The sequence below is a fragment of the Nonomuraea sp. NPDC051298 genome (genome assembly GCF_055586305.1).
Genome location: NZ_JBVJIM010000011.1, coordinates 37,759 through 55,069, shown reverse-complemented (window position 1 = coordinate 55,069; position 17,311 = coordinate 37,759). Strand labels below are relative to the sequence as shown.

At 72.9% G+C, this 17,311-nt stretch carries 15 protein-coding genes; 7 read left to right on the top strand and 8 right to left on the bottom strand.

Features of this window, described 5'->3' with window-relative positions; genetic code table 11:
- Window positions 1–7: 7 nt before the first annotated feature.
- Together tuf and ACZ6S0_RS28740 are read right to left on the bottom strand one after the other, a co-directional pair.
- Window positions 8–1,180, bottom strand: a complete 1,173-nt coding sequence (gene tuf, locus ACZ6S0_RS28745; RefSeq protein ID WP_465922420.1) for an elongation factor Tu — start codon at window positions 1,178–1,180, stop codon at window positions 8–10.
- Between the two features lie 253 nt (window positions 1,181–1,433).
- Window positions 1,434–2,729 carry a UDP-glucose dehydrogenase family protein gene (locus ACZ6S0_RS28740; protein ID WP_465922419.1) on the bottom strand — a complete coding sequence of 432 codons (1,296 nt, stop codon included), beginning with the start codon at window positions 2,727–2,729 and terminating at the stop codon, window positions 1,434–1,436.
- A gap of 249 nt (window positions 2,730–2,978) precedes the next feature.
- Here ACZ6S0_RS28740 and ACZ6S0_RS28735 point away from each other — a divergent pair, with 249 nt between their 5' ends.
- Entirely contained in the window at window positions 2,979–4,274 is a 1,296-nt protein-coding gene (locus ACZ6S0_RS28735) for a serine hydrolase domain-containing protein (RefSeq protein ID WP_465922418.1), read from the top strand.
- On the opposite strand, the gene menC is transcribed toward ACZ6S0_RS28735, so the two are convergent.
- The 3 genes from menC to ACZ6S0_RS28720 form a co-directional block, all read right to left on the bottom strand.
- Window positions 4,264–5,364: an o-succinylbenzoate synthase gene (gene menC, locus ACZ6S0_RS28730; RefSeq protein WP_465922417.1), complete on the bottom strand. Its 1,101-nt coding sequence runs from the start codon at window positions 5,362–5,364 to the stop codon at window positions 4,264–4,266. The genes ACZ6S0_RS28735 and menC overlap by 11 nt on opposite strands.
- Window positions 5,361–6,128, bottom strand: coding sequence for a GNAT family N-acetyltransferase (locus ACZ6S0_RS28725; RefSeq protein ID WP_465922416.1), 768 nt, complete (start codon window positions 6,126–6,128; stop codon window positions 5,361–5,363). Before ACZ6S0_RS28725 ends, menC begins: the two co-directional genes overlap by 4 nt.
- Before the next feature lie 105 nt (window positions 6,129–6,233).
- A complete protein-coding gene (locus ACZ6S0_RS28720) occupies window positions 6,234–6,797 on the bottom strand; it encodes an acyclic terpene utilization AtuA family protein (RefSeq protein ID WP_465922415.1) in 564 nt (187 codons plus the stop codon).
- Window positions 6,798–7,130: 333 nt separating this feature from the next.
- Between ACZ6S0_RS28720 and ACZ6S0_RS28715 the strand changes: the two genes are divergently transcribed.
- From ACZ6S0_RS28715 to ACZ6S0_RS28705, 3 genes are all read left to right on the top strand, one after another.
- On the top strand, window positions 7,131–7,898 hold the full coding sequence (locus ACZ6S0_RS28715) for a bestrophin-like domain (protein WP_465922414.1): 768 nt from the start codon (window positions 7,131–7,133) through the stop codon (window positions 7,896–7,898).
- The gene (locus ACZ6S0_RS28710; RefSeq protein ID WP_465922413.1) at window positions 7,895–8,743 is read left to right on the top strand and encodes a hypothetical protein; all 849 of its coding nucleotides are present in this window, start codon (window positions 7,895–7,897) and stop codon (window positions 8,741–8,743) included. The genes ACZ6S0_RS28715 and ACZ6S0_RS28710 overlap by 4 nt, the downstream gene beginning before the upstream one ends.
- A gap of 97 nt (window positions 8,744–8,840) precedes the next feature.
- Window positions 8,841–9,638 carry a phosphotransferase gene (locus ACZ6S0_RS28705; protein WP_465922412.1) on the top strand — a complete coding sequence of 266 codons (798 nt, stop codon included), beginning with the start codon at window positions 8,841–8,843 and terminating at the stop codon, window positions 9,636–9,638.
- Here the strand turns inward: ACZ6S0_RS28705 and ACZ6S0_RS28700 are convergent.
- The 3 genes from ACZ6S0_RS28700 to ACZ6S0_RS28690 form a co-directional block, all read right to left on the bottom strand.
- Complete coding sequence (locus tag ACZ6S0_RS28700) at window positions 9,607–10,497, bottom strand: carbohydrate ABC transporter permease (RefSeq protein ID WP_465922411.1); 891 nt, start codon at window positions 10,495–10,497, stop codon at window positions 9,607–9,609. The two genes, ACZ6S0_RS28705 and ACZ6S0_RS28700, sit on opposite strands and share 32 nt — an antisense overlap.
- A 3-nt stretch (window positions 10,498–10,500) precedes the next feature.
- A complete protein-coding gene (locus ACZ6S0_RS28695; protein ID WP_465922661.1) occupies window positions 10,501–11,346 on the bottom strand; it encodes a carbohydrate ABC transporter permease in 846 nt (281 codons plus the stop codon).
- Between the two features lie 83 nt (window positions 11,347–11,429).
- On the bottom strand, window positions 11,430–12,746 hold the full coding sequence (locus ACZ6S0_RS28690; RefSeq protein ID WP_465922410.1) for an extracellular solute-binding protein: 1,317 nt from the start codon (window positions 12,744–12,746) through the stop codon (window positions 11,430–11,432).
- 448 nt (window positions 12,747–13,194) lie between these two features.
- On the opposite strand from ACZ6S0_RS28690, the gene ACZ6S0_RS28685 reads away from it, so the two are divergent.
- The 3 genes from ACZ6S0_RS28685 (at window position 13,195) to ACZ6S0_RS28675 (ending at window position 17,277) form a co-directional block, all read left to right on the top strand.
- Window positions 13,195–14,220 carry a LacI family DNA-binding transcriptional regulator gene (locus tag ACZ6S0_RS28685; protein ID WP_465922409.1) on the top strand — a complete coding sequence of 342 codons (1,026 nt, stop codon included), beginning with the start codon at window positions 13,195–13,197 and terminating at the stop codon, window positions 14,218–14,220.
- A 154-nt stretch (window positions 14,221–14,374) separates the two neighbouring features.
- A complete protein-coding gene (locus ACZ6S0_RS28680) occupies window positions 14,375–16,057 on the top strand; it encodes a protein kinase domain-containing protein (protein ID WP_465922408.1) in 1,683 nt (560 codons plus the stop codon).
- 113 nt (window positions 16,058–16,170) lie between these two features.
- Window positions 16,171–17,277, top strand: a complete 1,107-nt coding sequence (locus ACZ6S0_RS28675) for a coiled-coil domain-containing protein (RefSeq protein ID WP_465922407.1) — start codon at window positions 16,171–16,173, stop codon at window positions 17,275–17,277.
- Window positions 17,278–17,311 lie beyond the last annotated feature (34 nt).

The following is a 17,311-nucleotide window of genomic DNA, read 5'->3' as shown; positions in this document are numbered from 1 at the left end:
GGCTCGGTCAGGCGGGGACGGTGAGGACCGTGCCCGCGCCGACCGTGAGGCCGCCCTCGCGGATGGCGAAGCCGAGCCCAGGCTCGACGGCGACCGCCTTGCCCAGCGCGACCGTCACCTCCACCGTGTCGCCCGGCCGGGCGTCCAGCTCGCCGGGCAGGACGAGCTGGCCGGGCACGTCCGTGGTCCGCAGGTAGAACTGCGGCCGGTACCCGGACGCGATGGGCCTGCGCCGCCCGCCCTCCTCCGGGGTGAGCAGGTAGACCCGGGCGGTGAACGACGCCGACGCCTGCTGGCTGCCGGGCGCGGCCAGCACCATCCCCCGCCGTACCTGGTCGCGGCGCACCCCGCGCAGCAGTACGGCGGCGTTGTCGCCGGCCTCGCCCCGCTCCATCGTCTTGCCGAACGTCTCCACGCCCGTCACGACGGCGGTGAACCCGTCGCCGAACCCGACCACCTCGACCGTGTCGCCGACGCGGACCGTGCCGCGCTCGATGGCGCCGGTCACGACCGTGCCGCGGCCGGTGACCGTCAGCACGTTCTCGACGGGCATGAGGAACGGCGCGTCCACGTACCGCACGGGTACGGGGATGTGCTCGTCCACCGCCTGGAGCAGCGCCTCGACCGACGCCGTCCAGACCGGGTCGCCCTCCAGCGCCCGCAGCCCGGACACCCGGACCATCGGGACGCCGTGGTAGCCGTGCTCGGCGAGCAGCTCCTGCAGCTCCAGCTCCACCAGGTCGGTCAGCTCCGGGTCGGCGCCGTCGGCCTTGTTGACGGCCACGACCAGGTGCTCGACGCCGACCCGCTTGGCGAGCAGCACGTGCTCCCTGGTCTGCGGCATGATCCCGTCGTGCGCGGACACGACGAGGATCGCGCCGTCGAGCTGCGCCGCCCCCGTGATCATGTTCTTCACGTAGTCGGCGTGGCCCGGCATGTCCACGTGCGCGTAGTGCCGGGTGGCGGTCTCGTACTCGACGTGCGAGATGTTGATCGTGATGCCCCGCGTGGCCTCCTCCGGGGTCCGGTCGATCCGCTCGAACGGCGTGTACGTGGCCTGCCCGCGCGCGGCCAGCACCTTCGTGATGGCGGCGGTCAGCGTGGTCTTGCCGTGGTCGACGTGGCCCATCGTGCCGATGTTGAGATGCGGCTTGTTGCGTACGTAGGCCTGCTTGGCCATGATGCCCTTCCCTTGAACCTGGAGAAAACGTGTGACCCGTGGTGGGCCGTCGACCTCCCCCCGCCGGGTCACCTCGGGACTAACGGGAAGAGGTCAGCGCTCCAGGCCGTCGCAGGCACGCCCGGGAGCGCCCGCGGGTGCGGGCGTCGCGTGGCTTGCGTACGGGAACATGAGGAACATAGTGAGGTGCTCAGCACCGGACCGCAACGGAATATTCCGCACGGTCAGAGCACGGTCAGCGGGCGGGCAGGGGTCAGGGGCGGCCGACGCCCATGTACGTGTAGCCCAGGGTCCGCATGCCCGCCGGGTCCAGCAGGTTGCGCCCGTCGAAGAGCACGGGCCGCCGCATCACCGCCGCCGCCCCCGCCCAGTCGACGTCCTTGAGCTGCGGCCACTCGGTGACCAGGATCGCCGCGTCGGCCCCCTCCAGGGCCAGCTCCGGCGTGGCGTGGCGGGTCGTCGAGACCCACGGCTCGACCTCGGCCGGCCGGGCCATCGGGTCCCAGCAGCGCACCTCCGCGCCCTCCGCCAGCAGCCGGGAGGCCAGCACCGTGCTGGTGGCCTCGCGCATGTCGTCGGTGCCCGGCTTGAACGTCAGGCCGAGCAGCGCCACCCGCATGCCCGTGAGGGTGCCCAGCTCGTCCTTGAGCTTCTGGACCGCCCGGCGCTTCTGCAGGTTGTTGACCTCGATCACGGCCGACAGGAGCTGCAGGTGGTAGCCGGTGTTGCTGGCGAGCTGCCGCAGCGCCTCGGAGTCCTTCGGGAAGCAGGAGCCGCCCCAGCCGACGCCGGGCCGCAGGAAGTGGGGGCCGAGGCGGTGGTCGAGGCCGACGGCGCGGGCGACCTCCTCGACGTCCGCGCCGGTCTTCTCGCAGAGGGTGGCGATCTCGTTGATGAAGCTGATCTTCGTGGCGAGCAGGGCGTTCGAGGCGAGCTTGACCATCTCGGCGGAGCGTACGTCCATGACCACGACCGGGCCGTCCACGCCCTCGTGCAGCTCCGAGATCAGGGCGGCGGTGGCCTCGTCCGACGCGCCGATGACGATGCGGTCGGGGTGCAGGAAGTCGTGCACCGCCGTGCCCTCCGCGGTGAACTCGGGGTTGGCGGCGTAGCCGACGTGGGCCAGGCCGCTCGCGTCGAGCGCGGCCCGCACCCGGGTGCCGGTGCCCACCGGCACGGTGGACTTCATGGCCACCGCCCGCAGGTGCGCGGCGCCCTCCAGCGACCGCACGACCGACCAGACCCGGGACAGGTCCGCGTCGCCGGACGACGACGGCGGGGTGTCCACGCACACGTACGCCAGCTCGGCGCCGTCGAGGGTCTCGCCCAGGTCGGTGGTGAAGGTCAGCCGCTCCTTGTTCCTGGTGATCAGGTCGCCCAGGCCGGGCTCGTAGATGGGCACGTCGCCGGAGCGCAGGAGGGCGACCTTCGCCGGGTCGATGTCACGGACCACCACGCGGTGACCGAGCTCGGCCAGGCAGGCGCCGGTCACCAGACCGATGTACCCGGCACCGAACACGGCGACCTGCCGTACCGGCTTGTGTGCCATGGCTGTCCATCCATTCTCGCGGGGGCCCTGGGGTCCGGGCCGCCTGGTCGGGGGAAAGTGCTTCCGGCCATTGTCCTCGGAGCCGTGGCCCCGTACCGATCGGCCCCCCGGCGGGCGGCGGGCCGGATTTCGTCCTCGGCGCAAGGCGGATCGGGTGAGCGCGGCCCGCGGCGCGGGTACGAGCCGTCTCACCCCGGACGATCCACACGACGAGAGGACCCCCACGTGGCCTTAGCAATGGATCAGCGGTTGACCGAGCTGATCGCCGAGTACGACGTGCCGGGCTCGGCGCTGGCGTACCTGCACCAGGGAGAGCTGCACGAGCACGCCGCGGGCACCCTCAACACCGCCACCGGCGTCGCGGCCACCCCCGACGCGCTCTACCAGATCGGCTCGATCACCAAGGTCTGGACGGCCACCCTGCTCATGCTGCAGATCGAGCGCGGCAGGCTGACGACGGACACCCCGGTGGCCGAGGTGCTGCCGGAGTTCAAGGTGGCCGACCCCGAGGTCACCGAGCGCGTCACGATCCGCCACCTCCTGTCGCACACCAGCGGCATCGACGGCGACCTGTTCCTCGACACCGGCCGCGGCGACGACTGCGTGGAGAGGTACGTCGCGGCGTGCGCCGACCTGGTCCAGAACCATCCCCTGGGCGCCACCCACTCCTACTGCAACTCCGGCTTCGTCGTCGCGGGCCGCGTGCTGGAGGTGCTGTCCGGCAAGCGCTGGGACGACGTGCTCCGCGAGGAGATCGTCGAGCCCCTCGGCCTCACCCACACCTGGACCCTGCCCGAGGACGTGCTGCGCCTGCGCGCCGCGATGGGCCACGTGGGCGGCGCGCCCGCGCCGCGGTGGGGCCTCATGCGCTCGGTGGGACCGGCCGGCCTGATCTGCGCCCGTCCCGCCGACGTCGTCGCCTTCGCCCGCGCCCACCTGGAGGGCGGCCTGCTGTCGGATCCCCGCGCGATGTGGGAGCCGCAGGCGGACGTGCCCAACCCGCACGGGCTGGGCGCGCAGTGGGGCCTCGGCTGGATCCTCGACACGTGGGGCGGGCAGCGGGTCCTGTCGCACGGCGGCAACACCGTCGGCCAGCACGCCATGCTCTGGGCCGTGCCCGGCACCGGCACCGTCGTCTGCGTCACCGCCAACGGCGGCTTCTCCGGCGCCTTCACCCGCGCCGTGGCGCGCGAGCTGCTCGCCGAGCTCGACGGGCTCACCGTCCCGCCGCTGCCGTCACCGCCCGAGACGCCGCCCGAGGTCGACGTCGCCCGCCACGCGGGGGTCTACGAGCGCACCGGGGCCCGCGTCACGGTGTCGCTCAGGGACGGCGAGCCGTGGCTGCGGTACGAGACCACGGGAGCGCTGGCCGCGCTGAAGACCCAGCCGGAGGAGTGCCGCCTGTTCCCGGTGGACGAGACCACGTTCGTCGGCAGGCTGGGCGGCGCCCCCGACTGGCTGCCCCTGAGGTTCTACGAGCTGGCCGACGGCTCCCCGTACGTGCACCTCGGCGGCCGGGCGACCCCCAGGACGCTCAGAGAGTGATCCACTCCGTGGCGGTCGTGACCTCCTCCAGCACCGAAGGGACCGGCTCGACCCCCAGCCCCGGCCCCGACGGCACCTCCAGATGCCCGTCCACCAGCTCGAACGGCTCGGTCACGTCGGTGGCGTAGTAGCGGCGCGAGCCGGAGGTGTCGCCGGGCAGGGTGAAGCCGGGCAGGGCGGCGAGCGCCACGTTCGCCGCCCGGCCGAGGCCCGTCTCCAGCATGCCGCCGCACCACACCGCGACCCCGTTGGCCCGGCACAGGTCGTGGATGCGCCGCGCCTCCAGGTAGCCGCCGACGCGACCCGGCTTGATGTTGACGATCGAGCACGAGCCCAGCGCGATCGCGGCGGCGGCGTGCTCGGCCGACTCGATCGACTCGTCGAGGCAGATCGGCGTTCTGAGCAGCCCGGCCAGCCTGGCGTGCTGGACGAGGTCGTCGTTGGCCAGCGGCTGCTCGATCAGCAGCAGGTCGAACGCGTCGAGCCGGGCCAGGCGGCGGGCGTCGGACAGCGAGTAGGCGGCGTTCGCGTCCACCTGGAGCAGCACGTCGTCGCCGAAGCGCTCGCGCACCGCCCGCACCGGCTCGACGTCCCAGCCGGGCTCGATCTTCAGCTTGACGCGGACGTAGCCCTCCTCCAGGTAGCCCGCCACCGCGTCCAGGAGCTGCGGCACCGAGTCCATGATGCCGACCGACACCCCGCACGGCACCCGTGTCGCGGCCGCGCCGAGGAACCGGCCGAACGACTCGCCCGCCGTACGGAGCTGCGCGTCGAGCACCGCCGTCTCCAGCGCCGCCTTGGCCATGCGGTGACCCTTGACCGGCTCGAGCGCGCGGCCGACGTCGTGGACGTCGAGGGTCCTGGGCAGCGCGGGCAGCAGGAAGCGCCGGATCACCTCGGCGGCGCCGTCGACGTACTCGGAGGAGTAGAGCGGCTCGGACATGGCCACGCACTCGCCCCAGCCCTCCGCGTCGGGGGTCACCACCCTCACCAGCAGCACGTCACGGGAGGTCTCGGTGCCGAAGGAGGTGCGGAACGGCGCCACCAGCGGCATCGCGATCCGGCGCAGCTCCACTCCAGTGATCTTCACATTCTCTCCACTACGTAGGACGACTTCCCGCAGAACCCGGTGACCTCGCGGCCTTCGGCCATCAGACCACCCAACACCTCGCGTACGGCGTGCCGCCACGCCTTGCCCGCCCCCGGGTCGGCGCGGCGCAGCGCCTCGATGTCCGCGGGCACCGCGACCAGCACGACCGGCGCGTCCGCCGGGCCGGGCACCGGCCGCCCGCCCTCGTCGGCCAGCGCCACCACCGCCTCCCGCAGGGCCGGGATGTCGGACGGCCCGCGCCCCGCCAGCGCCGCCACCACGCGCGGCGCGGCCAGCGGCCAGGACGCCAGCAGCCGGTCGGACTCGTCGCCGTGGTTGATCGCGTCCTCCATGACGCCGTAGAAGCACGGCAGGTACTCCACCGGCCGGGCGCCCAGTTTGGCCAGGTTGAAGTGCGCGTTGCGGCGTACCAGCGGGTCGTAGGTCCAGGTGATGCGCTCGAGCCCGCGATCCAGGGCCCAGCGGCGCTGGTGCCGTTTGAGCTCGAACCCGATGCCGCGGCCCGCCGCCGTGCCGGTGACGTGGGAGTGCAGCGCGGCGCCCGCGGCCAGGAACCCCACCGAGGCGCCGACCATGCTCCCGCCCTCGAACGCGCCCGCCACGTAGCCGCCCGCGTGCGACAGCGCGCACATCAGCTCCAGCGTGACGGGCGGGTCGGCGGAGCCGAAGTGCCAGATGCCGTCGAAGAGCGCGTGCACGCGCTCGAACTCCGCGATCTCATGGAGCTCCCTGACCTCGATCACCGTGCCGTCCTTCCACGCCGTCCTTCCACAAGGAGGTTCCCTGCACGCTACGCCATGGGACGGCCGCCGCGGTTCACGCCTGGGCCGGGTGCCCGGCGCGCGGGTTCAGGTGGTGACGGCGCCCGGCCGGAGGGCGATGCGGATGCGGCTGGGGGCCACCTGGCTCAGGCGTACCGACTCCAGGGGCACGGTCACCTCGGGCGTGCGGTAGCGGCCGTCGGGGAAGTGGCCGGCCAGGCAGGCGTGCACGGCCGCCGCCGGCACGTCGCCGTCGAGCGAACCGCGCCCGTCGCGCCAGAGCTCCAGCCGGCACGGGCCGGGATGGGCGGCCAGCGCCAGCCCCGCCACGGTCGCGCCCGCCAGCGCCCCGGTGTCGCCGCGCGTCCACCGGTAGTGCCAGATGCCCGCCGCCACCACGGGCGCGGCGGGACAGCAGCCGGGCGCGGTGCGGACCACGTCGAGCCCCTGCGACAACAGCGCCGCGATCTCCTCGGCGCAGCGGGCGACCGGGGCGCCCACCCGCAGGCCGGGGAAGTCCGGCACCGGGCCGCCGCCCGTGCCGTAGATGAGCTTGACGCCCGTCTCGAAGGGCCCGGAGTCGCTGTCGCGCCAGCCGCAGACGACGACGTCGACCGACTCGGCAGACCTCCACGTGCCGATGCGCAGCATGCTCTTTGACTACCCTTTGCGGTTAATCATCACACACCGTCGCCGTTGAGGTCTTCCCGGACGAGGGTCGGAAATCGCCCCCCGAGCGGGCCGCCCGCAGGGGTGTCAGCGCAGGCTGCGGGCGTCGAGCCGGCGCAGCACCCGGACCGGGCCCGTCCGGCGTGCGCCCGCAGCTCGCACCGCCCGGCGGGCACGGGCTTGCGGGGTCGTCCGGCCGGGTTCGGCGGGGCGTGGGGCTTGCCCGGGACTTTACTTTTCCGGGCCTGACGCCATCATTGCGCGGTGTGATAGTAATGTGACACTGCGTATCCGACAGAGATCCAGGAGATCTTCATGGTGGCGTACACGCTCTCGATCTTGGCGGCAGTGGGCGCGGTGGCGCTCACCGCGCTGGTGTTCAGGAGGGTGACGAGAGCCGGCGAGGACCGCGACCCGAGCGGCCCGTCCGCCGCCCACGCCGGCGCGATGTTGTCGGCCATGTTCCTGCTGGTCTTCGCCATCGCGATCATCGTGCCCTGGACCACCACCGACGCCGCCCGGCTCAACACCCACGCCGAGAGCCAGGCCGCCGTGGACGCCTACTGGGCCGCCGCCGAGCTGCCCGGCGCCGCGCCCGAGGAGGTGCGCAGGTCGCTGCGCGACTACGTGGCGTTTGTGGTCAAGGACGAGTGGCCGCTCATGGGCTCGGGCAGGATGCACCCGGTCGGCGCCGAGCGCATGGACGACCTGCGCGGCCGGGTCACCGGGCTCCAGCCGCGCGACGACGACGAGGAGGACGCCAAGGCCGCCGTGCTCGAACACCTCAGCGGCATCTCCACGGCCCGCGCCCAGCGCACCGCCGACGCCGCGGCCACCCCGCCCGACGGGCTGCTGTACCTGACGGTGCTCACGGGCGTGCTCGTCATCGTCTTCCCGTTCCTGGCCGGGGCCAGGCCGCGCGGGCTGGCGATCCTGCCGCTGGTGGCCACGGCCGGGCTGATCGGGTTCGGCACCTACCTGACGTGGGACATCTCCCACGCCTTCGCCGGGCCGCTGGCGGTCGGGCCAGAGGCGTTCCGGGGGGCGCTGGACGAGTTCGCGCGGATCGCCGGAGGGCTGTGACCGTGGGGGTCAGGCGCGCGCCGCTGCTGCTGGCCGCGGCCCTCGTCGCGACGGCCGCGGCCGGTCCGGCGACGGCCGACCTCGGCCACCGTCCGGCCCGCTCGCCCTCGGCTGCCACAGCCGCCGCGACCGCCGCGACCGCCGCGACCGTGAGGTCCGGGCGGGTGCCGGTGGCGGGGTGGTGGATGCGGGGTGACGGGCGATCGGTCGCGGGCGTCGTGGCGGCGGCGGACCGGGTGCGACCGGCCGATCGGCTGCCGGGGACGGCGCGGGTGCGCGCCGTCGGCAAGGTGCCGGAGGACGGCCGGGTGCCCGGGGGCGGCCGGGTGCCGTCAGTGCCGTCGGCCGGGCGGCCGCGCAAGCCACGGCCGGTCCCCAAGCTCTCCGTACGACGGCCCGCCCCGCCCAAGGGCGTCACCGTGGGCCCCACGGTCAAGGTGCCGCGGGTGGCGGTGCAACGCACGCCCCGTCCCCGGGTGTCGATCTCGATGCCGCGCGCCGACCGGCGGGCCAGGCCCGAGGTCACGGTGCCGCACGTGACCGTCTACCCCGACGGGGTGTGTGCGGGCGGCGTCCAGGTGGGGGAGTGCCCGCGTCCCGCGCCCAGGGCGGTGCGCAGCCCGGCGTCGCGCATGGCGCCGCCCGTGGTGCCGGTGCAGGTGGTGCCCATGCCGACCCCGACGCCGACGCCCACCCCGTCCCCGACCCCGACGGCCAGGTCGCACCTCAAGCGGCTCGAGCCCCCGGCCCGGCGACCCAACCCGATGAACAGTGTCCTGCTCACGGTCGTCCTGGTGACGGCGATCACCTCGACCACGGCCGTGGCCTTCCGCGCCCGTCGCTGACCGCCGGGGTCCGGTGACCTGACGGCCCGGCGGGTAAAGGGCGCGCGCGGGTTCGGAGCCCCGTGGCACACTGGCCGGACGCGACCGAGGAGGGCCGGTGCCGGACGAAGAGGTGCTGACCGGCGGCGGCGTCAACCACGTGGTCAGGTCGGGCGACACCGTACGCCGCCCGGCCGGCCCCTGGAGCCCGGCCGTGCAGGCGCTGCTGCGTCACCTGGCCGTCCGCGGGTTCACCGGAGCCCCGCGCGGCCACGGCTTCGACGAGCGGGGCCGGGAGATCCTCGACTTCGTGCCGGGGCGGACCGCCGGCCACCCGCTGCCCGGCTGGGCGCGGGCCGACGAGGCGCTGACGGGCGTGGCCCGGCTGCTGCGCGCCTACCACGACGCCACGACCGGCTTCCCGGCCCCGCCGGACGCCGTGTGGTACTTCCCGCCGGTCGAACCGGTCGAGGTGATCTGCCATGGGGACGTCGCGCCGTACAACTGCGTGTTCGAGGGCGGGCGGCCGGTGGCGCTCATCGACTTCGACACCGCGCACCCGGGGCCGCGCGTCTGGGACGCGGCCTACGCCGCCTACCGGTTCGTCCCGCTCCACGACCCAGGCCACGTCGATGCCCACCCGGTGGAGGAGCAGGCGAGGCGGCTGCGGCTGTTCGCCGACGCGTACGGGCTCGGCGCGGCCGACCGGGAGGCGCTCGCCGAGACGGCGCGGGCCCGCCTCGTCCACCTGGTGCGTTTCATGCGCGAGCAGGCCGCCGCGGGCCACGCGGCCTTCGCCGGCCACGTCGCCCGCGGCGACGACCGTTGCTACGAGACGGACGTGGCGCACCTGGCCCGCCACGCCGGCCCGCTGACCGGGGCGCTCACTTCCCGAACCCCACCGTCAGGCCGCTGAGGAGCTGGCGGCGGCCCACGACGTAGAGGGCCAGGATGGGCAGCGTGGTGAGCACCACCGAGGCCAGCACCGCGGGCACGTTGACGCTGTACTGGCCCTGGAACGACCACAGCGCCAGCGGCAGCGTGCGCTTGTCGGGGCTCTGCGTGAGGATCAGCGGCAGCAGGAACCCGTTCCAGATCTGCAGCGCGTTGTAGACCGTCACGGTCACCACGGCCGGGCGGGTCAGCGGGAACGCCAGCCGCCAGAGCATCCCCGACTCGGTGGCGCCGTCGATCCGCATCGAGTCGAACAGCTCCTTCGGCACGTCCCTGATGAAGTTGGCCAGCACCAGCACCGACAGGGGGATGGCGAACGCGATCGACGGCAGGATCAGCGCCATCAGGGTGTCGTACAGGTTCAGCCGGATGATGATCAGATAGATCGGGATCACCGTGGCCTGCAGCGGGATGGCCAGGCCCATGAGGAAGAGCGAGTTCGTCCACCTGAGCAGCCGGCTCCGGGCGCCGCGCACGATCGCGTACGCCGCCATGAAGCTGACCAGCACGGCCGGGACCACGGCGCCGAGCGTGACGACGACGCTGTTGACGAAGTACCGCGGGAAGTCCGACTCGACGACCAGCAGGTAGTTGGCCAGCGTCGGCTCGGCCGGCGGCGCCAGCGGGTTCTCGGCGTAGTAGGTGGCCTGCGACTTGAAGCTGGTGATGACGATCCAGTAGATCGGCACGATCACGATCGCCAGCCAGATCACGCTGGTCAGGCCGGCCGCCCAGTTGGGGCGCCGCCGGGCCTGGCCGGGCCTGCGCGCCCGTCGCCGCGCGGCCTTCTCGCGCGGGCCGCTCGTGAGGGTGGTCGCCATGGGTCAGACCCCTTCGAGCTGGCTGTGGCCGGCGTCGCGCCCGCCGATCCGGCGCAGCAGCAGCGCCAGGGCGAGGCCCACCAGGACGAGGATGACCGCGATCGCGCTGGCCGGGCCCATGAGGTTGGCCTGGAAGCCGCGCTTGTACATGTCGAGGGCCAGCACCCGGGTCGCGTCGCCGGGGCCGCCCGCGGTCAGCACGAAGATCAGGTCGAAGAAGGTCAGCGAGCCTATGACGACCATGGTCGAGGACGTGATGATCGTGTACTTGAGCTGCGGCAGCGTGATGCTGAAGAACGTACGGACGCGGCCCGCGCCGTCCAGCTCCGCGGCCTCGTACATCGAGCGCGGGATCTGCCGGACGCCGCCCTGGTAGAGCAGCGAGTGGAACGGGATGAACTGCCAGGACACCACGAAGATCACCACGCCGAACGCGAGCACCGGATCGCCCAGCCAGTCCTGGACGAGCAGCGGGATGCCGAGGCCCGCGCCGAGCCCGAAGTTCGGGTCGAGCAGCGCCTTGTAGGTGATCGCGATGGCCGCCGAGCTGAGCAGCAGCGGGATGAAGTACAGCACGGACAGGACCGCGCGGTAACGCTGCCGCCCGGCCAGGAACACGCCGAGCAGGAGGGCCGCCGGCGTCTGCACCGCCCACGACAGCGCCATGACCAGGAACGTCACCCACAGCGCGTGCGGCAGCCCGGGGTCGCCGAGCACGGCCCGCCAGCTCTCGAACCCGGCGAGGCGGATGTCGCCGAGCCCGTCCCACTGCGTGAAGCTGAGCAGCAGGACTCCGGCCAGCGGGATCAGGCCGAACCCGGCGAAGGCCACCAGCGCCGGCGCGGCCATCCACCCGAGTGAGCCGCCCCGGCCCGCGCGCGCCGCGGGCCGGGTGGTGGTGGTGGTGGTGGTGGTGGTGGTCGTCGGTGCGCTCACTTGCCGATGACCGCGTTCATGCTCGTGGCGAACTGCTGCGGCGAGATCGACAACTGGAACAGCTTGGCGATGTTGTCCAGCAGCACCTCGGCCGCCGTCGGGCTGAGCGCCTGGTCCCACGACTGGGCGAATGACTTGGCGTTGACCGCGATGCCGTAGACGAAGTTCAGGAACGCGGCGTCCTTGGAGGTGGCGAACTGCGCGTCGGCGCCCTTGACGATCGGCACGGCGCCCGTCTCGACCCACTCCTTGACCGCCTGGTCGCCCATCAGCTCGGTGGTGAAGAACTTCTTGGCGATCTCCTTCTGCTCGGCGGTGGCCTTGGCGGAGATCGAGAGGTACTGGCCGGGGTTGCCGACGGTGTTGCCGGGGTCGCCCGTGCCGCCGTCGACCGGCGGGAAGTTCATGTAGCCGAGGTTGCCGCCGGAGACGAAGTCGCCGCCGTCGGTGGACATGCCGCCGTACGTCCAGCCGCCGTGCAGCATCATCGCGGCCTTGCCGGTGTACAGCAGCGCCTGGTCGGCGTTGGAGTCGGCGGTGACGGAGGAGAAGCCCTTGATGAACCCGTCGGCCTTGACCAGCTCCTGCACCTTGCCCAGGGCGTCGAGGGCGATCGGGTTGTTCCAGGCGTCCTTCTCGCCGTCGAACACGGCCTGGAAGATCTCGGGCCCGCCCATGCGGTCGAACAGGAACTCCAGCCACATCATGTTGGTCCAGCGCGACTGGCCGCCGAGCGAGAACGGCGCGATCCCCTGGGCGTTGAACTTGGGCACCAGGTCCATGATGTCGCCCCACGTCTGGGGCGGCTGGGCGCCGATCTTGTCGAAGGCCCGCTTGTCGTAGTACAGGACGATCGGCTGCATCGTCTCGCACGGCATCGCGTAGATCTTGCCGTCGATGGTGGCCGCGCCGAAGGAGGAGGGGAACAGCCGGTCCTTGACGGCGGCGTTCTGGCCGAACCAGGAGGTGAGGTCGTCCACCTGGCCCGCCTGCACGTAGCTGCGCAGCGTGCCGCCGCCCCAGCCCCAGATCAGGGTGGGCGCCTGACCGGCCCCGATGGCCGTCTTGATCTTCGTCTTGTACGCGTCGTTCTGGAACGTCGTGCCGGTGATCGTGCCGTTGGGGTTGGCCTTGTTGAACCGCTCGACGGTCCTGGTGCGCACGCCCTCCTGCGGCTGCGTCGACAGGTACCAGTAGGTGGCGCCACCGCCACCGCCGCCCGCGCCGGTGGCCGCGGTGCCACCGCCCGCGCCGGTCTGTGTGGGGCTCGAACCGCCGCACGCGGCGAGTGCCGCTCCCAGGGGGAGCCCCATGGAGAGGCTGAGGAAGGTACGGCGAGAGGTTGTCCTGGACTCCACGCTGATCTCCGTACGTGAGTGCCGCGGGCTGGGGGCGCGGCTCGTTGATCACTGGATGCGATGGCCGGCGGTCGCGGGTCGGCATCGTGGTGATGCCACGTCCACCCCTCCTCATGTCAGCTCACCTGTCATCTCGTCGAAACATTTTCGACATGACCGCGGGGGTCGCCAATCTAGATTTCGCGAATTGGCCTGTCAATAGCTTGTGGATCAGGGAATGTCTGGCTTTTCGGCTATGCGCGTGTAAGGTACTTTCGCGTATGCCGTCACCTGGTGATCTGAGAAGGAGGGGCTTCTGTGCCGAGCTTCGGCGGCGACGTCGAAACATTTTCGAAAAGTTGCGAGAAGGCCACACCTCTTTAAGGAGCGCAGGAGATGACGGGCCCAGATCCGAGGGGTGGAGATGCCGGCCAGTCCTAGACGCGCGACGCTCGCCACGGTCGCCGCCTCCGCCGGGGTGTCGGTCGCGACCGTCTCCAAGGTGCTCAACGGCCGCAGCGACGTGTCCCCGGCCACCCGCTCGCTGGTGCAGTCGCTGCTGCGCCAGCACGACTACGTCGCCCCTGCCCCGCGCCGCGAGCCGTCCGCGCAGGCCACCGTCGAGGTGCAGTTCGACACCGACCTCAACGCCTACTCCACCGAGATCATCCAGGGCGCGGTCGAGGCCGGGGCCGAGGCGGGCGTCGGCATCGTGGTCAGCATCAGGAGCGGCGCGGCGCGTACCACGGCGTGGGCGCGCGAGCTGGTCACGGCCGGGCGGCGGGCGCTGATCGCGGTCACCGGCGAGCTGACCGCGGGGCAGCCCGCCGCGCTGGCCAGGGCCCGCCTGCCGCTGGTGCTCATCGACCCGCTCAACCTGCCGCGCACCCGGGTGACCAGCATCGGCTCCACCAACTTCGCCGGCGGCCTGGCCGCCACCCAGCACCTGCTCTCCCTCGGGCACCGGCGCATCGCCTACCTCGGCGGCCCGGCCACCGCGGCCTGCAACCAGGCGCGGCTGCACGGCTACCGGGCCGCCATGGAGGCCGAGGGCGCGCCGGTGCTGCCCGGCCACGTGCGCTCGGGGCACTTCCGCTACCACGACGGCGTGGAGGGCGGGGCCGCGGTGCTCGACCTGCCGCACGCCCCGACGGCCATCTTCGCGGGCAGCGACGAGATGGCGGTCGGGATCATGGAGGCGGCGCGGGCGCGGGGGCTGCGCATCCCGGAGGACCTGAGCATCGTGGGGTTCGACGACACCCAGATCGCCCAGGTGACCTCGCCGCCGCTGACCACCGTCCGGCAGCCGCTGCGCGAGATGGGCGGGGTGGCGCTGCGTACGGCGCTGCGGCTGGCGGCCGGGGAGCGGATCGACTCCCACCACGTGGAGCTCGCGACCGAGCTGGTCGTACGGGGCTCCACGGCTCCGGTGCCGAGGCGGCGGGCCTGACGGCCGGTCACCCGGCCGAGGTTCCCGTCCGAAGGCGGAGGAATATCGGCTGCCGTAGCGGGACGGTGACTCTCGTGAGGAGGGCTCGACACGGCCTGTGACGCCGGGATAGCGTCCTGACATAAGGATCTTTATCCGGGCAGGAGGTCCCTTCATGGAGGTTCCCGGCTACACGGAGATCCGGGAACTCGGCCACGGTGGGACCGGCCGGGTGATGCTCGCCGTACGCGACTCCGACGGCCTGGCGGTCGCGATCAAGCACTTGTCGGAGCCACTCCGCGACGACGAGGGGTTCCGGGCGAGGTTCCGGGCGGAGGCCCTGGTCATCCGGGAGGTCGACAGCCCCCACACCGCCCGCCTGCTCGACTACGTCGAAGGCGACGACGACGCCGTCATCGTGATGGAGCTGGTGGAGGGCGTCACGCTGCGGCGGCTGCTGCGGCACGAGGGCGCGACCGGCGCCGAGGCGGCTCTCACCCTGCTGAAGGGCGCGCTGCTCGGGCTGGCCGAGGCGCACCACCACGGGGTCGTGCACCGCGACTTCAAGCCCGAGAACGTCATGATCACCCAGGACGGCGACAGCAAGCTCGTCGACTTCGGCGTGGCGGCCCACTTCGGGGAGGCGGCCGCGCTGGTCGGCACCCCCTCGTACATGGCGCCCGAGCAGTGGGACGAGGCCCCCGCTGGCCCGGCCACCGACGTGTACGCCGCCACCCTGGTCTTCTACGAATGCCTGACCGGTCACCGCGCGTTCCACGGCGAGAACGTGGCCGCCCTCGCCTACCAGCACCAGCACGTGCCGCCCCCGCTGGAGGACGTCGAGGAGCCCCTGCGTCCCCTGCTCGAACACGGCCTGGCCAAGGACCCCGCGAGCCGGCCCGAGTCGGCGGAGGCGTTCCTGGCCGAGCTGGAGCGGACCGCGCGGGCGGCGTACGGGGAGGACTGGGAGCTGCGGGGACGTACCGGGCTCGGGGGCCTGGCCCTGCCGTTGGTGGTCCTGCTGCCCAAGCCGCAGCCGGTCGCGGACGGCGGCGCCACCAGCCTGTTCCACAGCGCGCTCTCGCCGGTGGGCAAGTTCGCGGTGACGGGCGGGCTGGTGCTGGCCACGACGGCGGCGGTCGTGTCGACGTTCGTGATCTTAGGCGACTCGCCCGACCTGGAGAGCGGCACCGCCCTGCCGCCCGCCACGTCCGCACCGCCGTTCACGCCGGCCCCGGCCCCGCCCACCTCCGCCCCGCCCGCCACCGCCGCGCCCACCCCCGTCGGGCCCACTTCCGTCGGGCCCACCTCCGTCGGGCCGACGGGGGCCGTGCCCACGCGGAGCGAGCCGATCACCCCGCCCGTCGGGGACCCGAGCCCTCCGCCCTCCTCCGGCGGCACGCGACCGCCGATCGGGGCGCCCCCGACCCGCGAGCCCACCAGGCAGCCCACCCGGGAGCCCACCCGCGAGCCGACGCGCGAACCGACCCGGGAGCCGACCGGCCGGCCGACACAGCCCGACGACCCGGGGCCGACCTCCCGGCCGCCCACCACCTCGCCCCCGGACGACCCTCCCGGCACCGACCCGCCAGGCGGCGGCGAACCGCCGCCCCCCACGACGAGCGCGCCCGAGCAGCCCCCGGCCCGAGCGCGCGGCCCGCTGGTGTCGATCTCGGTGAGCGTCTCGCTCGGCCTGCCGGTGCTCGGCGGCGACGGCGACGGGCTGCTGGACGCCGAGGTCGGCCTGGGGCTGGGCTCCAGCCTGCTCGGGCTGCTGGTGGTGCCCGGATCGGCGCTGGTCGGACGGCAGATCGTGGTCCGCAGGGTACGTAAGGGTCGCTATACCGAAATGAGGTGAGTTGCGGGCAAGGTCGCGTGATCCCCTACTATCGTGCGTCGGATAGAGGGCGTCCCCCCGGCCTGGAAAACTCGTGACCGGAACCTGCCCTGAGGCTCGGGCTTAGGAGAACTGTGGCGGTTGCGTCCCCCGCCGGCCGGTCGCGGGCCCGTACGTCCGCCGTCCAGACGCGCCGCGGTCCGGCGCTTGTGTCCGCCGCCTCGAGCCGCCGCGGTCCGGCGCGCAGGACCACCGCCGCCGCGCTGGCCGTGCTCCTGCTGGCGCTCCCGTTCCTGCTGCCCGTCCCGCTCCTCGCGGGCCAGGCGCAGGCCGCGCCCAAGCCCTCCGTCAAGCAGCTCAAGAAGGAGCTGGCCGCGCTCCAGAAGGACTCCGACCGGCTCATCACCGACTACTACAACAGCCGCATCGCCCGCGAGCGCGCGGACAAGGCGGCCAAGGCAGCCCGCGACAAGCTGGCCGAGGCCCAGGAGGCGTACGACCGCAACTCGGAAGAACTGCGCGCCATGGCCCTGGCCCAGTACATGGGCGGCGGGTACGGCCCGCTCACCCTGCTCGTCAGCGGGAGCGACCAGGGCGGCGCGGACCCGTCCGACGTGCTCTCCCGGATGGCGCTGACCCAGCACCTCATCAACCAGCAGGACGCCAGGCTCAGCGGCTACGCCCAGGTCAGGGACGACCGCCAGCGGGCCGAGGACGAGGCCGCCGCCCGCGCCGAGGAGCTCGACCGCACGGTCGGGGAGCTGGAGGAGCGCAAGGACAAGGCCGAGAAGCAGATCGAGAAGATCCGCGACAAGATCGACCAGCTCTACACGGTGCCCGGGGTCCGGCGTCCCGACGGCACGTGGGTGCCGCAGCTCCCCGAGGGGTCCGACCACATCACGCCCAGGATGCGCCTGGTCAAGCAGCTCATCCAGGAGCGGTTCGAGGTGCCGTACGGCATCGGCTGCTACCGGGTGATCCAGGACGGCGGCGAGCACCCGCTCGGGCGGGCCTGCGACTTCATGCTGAGCCGCGGCGGCGCGATGCCGACGGGGGAGGAGCTGAAGCGCGGCGACGAGATCGCCGCCTGGGTGATCAAGAACGCCAAGCGGCTGGGCATCATGTACGTGATCTACCGGCAGCGCATCTGGCACGTCAGGACGGGCGCGTGGCGCACCATGTCCGACCGCGGCGGCACCACGGCCAACCACTACGACCACCCGCACGTGTCGGTCTACTGACCGCGGCACGCGCTCACCCGGCGCGACCTCAGCG

Excerpts from the sequence above, each read along its gene's own strand:
- ACZ6S0_RS28695 (WP_465922661.1), bottom strand. The coding sequence starts at position 11,346 with ATGGCCGCGCCGGCGCTGGTGGCCTTCGCCGGGTTCGGCCTGATCCCG.
- ACZ6S0_RS28700 (WP_465922411.1), bottom strand. The coding sequence starts at position 10,497 with ATGGCGACCACCCTCACGAGCGGCCCGCGCGAGAAGGCCGCGCGGCGA.
- ACZ6S0_RS28720 (WP_465922415.1), bottom strand. The coding sequence starts at position 6,797 with ATGCTGCGCATCGGCACGTGGAGGTCTGCCGAGTCGGTCGACGTCGTC.
- ACZ6S0_RS28680 (WP_465922408.1), top strand. The coding sequence starts at position 14,375 with ATGGAGGTTCCCGGCTACACGGAGATCCGGGAACTCGGCCACGGTGGG.
- ACZ6S0_RS28715 (WP_465922414.1), top strand. The coding sequence starts at position 7,131 with ATGGTGGCGTACACGCTCTCGATCTTGGCGGCAGTGGGCGCGGTGGCG.
- ACZ6S0_RS28685 (WP_465922409.1), top strand. The coding sequence starts at position 13,195 with ATGCCGGCCAGTCCTAGACGCGCGACGCTCGCCACGGTCGCCGCCTCC.
- ACZ6S0_RS28740 (WP_465922419.1), bottom strand. The coding sequence starts at position 2,729 with ATGGCACACAAGCCGGTACGGCAGGTCGCCGTGTTCGGTGCCGGGTAC.
- ACZ6S0_RS28690 (WP_465922410.1), bottom strand. The coding sequence starts at position 12,746 with ATGGGGCTCCCCCTGGGAGCGGCACTCGCCGCGTGCGGCGGTTCGAGC.
- tuf (WP_465922420.1), bottom strand. The coding sequence starts at position 1,180 with ATGGCCAAGCAGGCCTACGTACGCAACAAGCCGCATCTCAACATCGGC.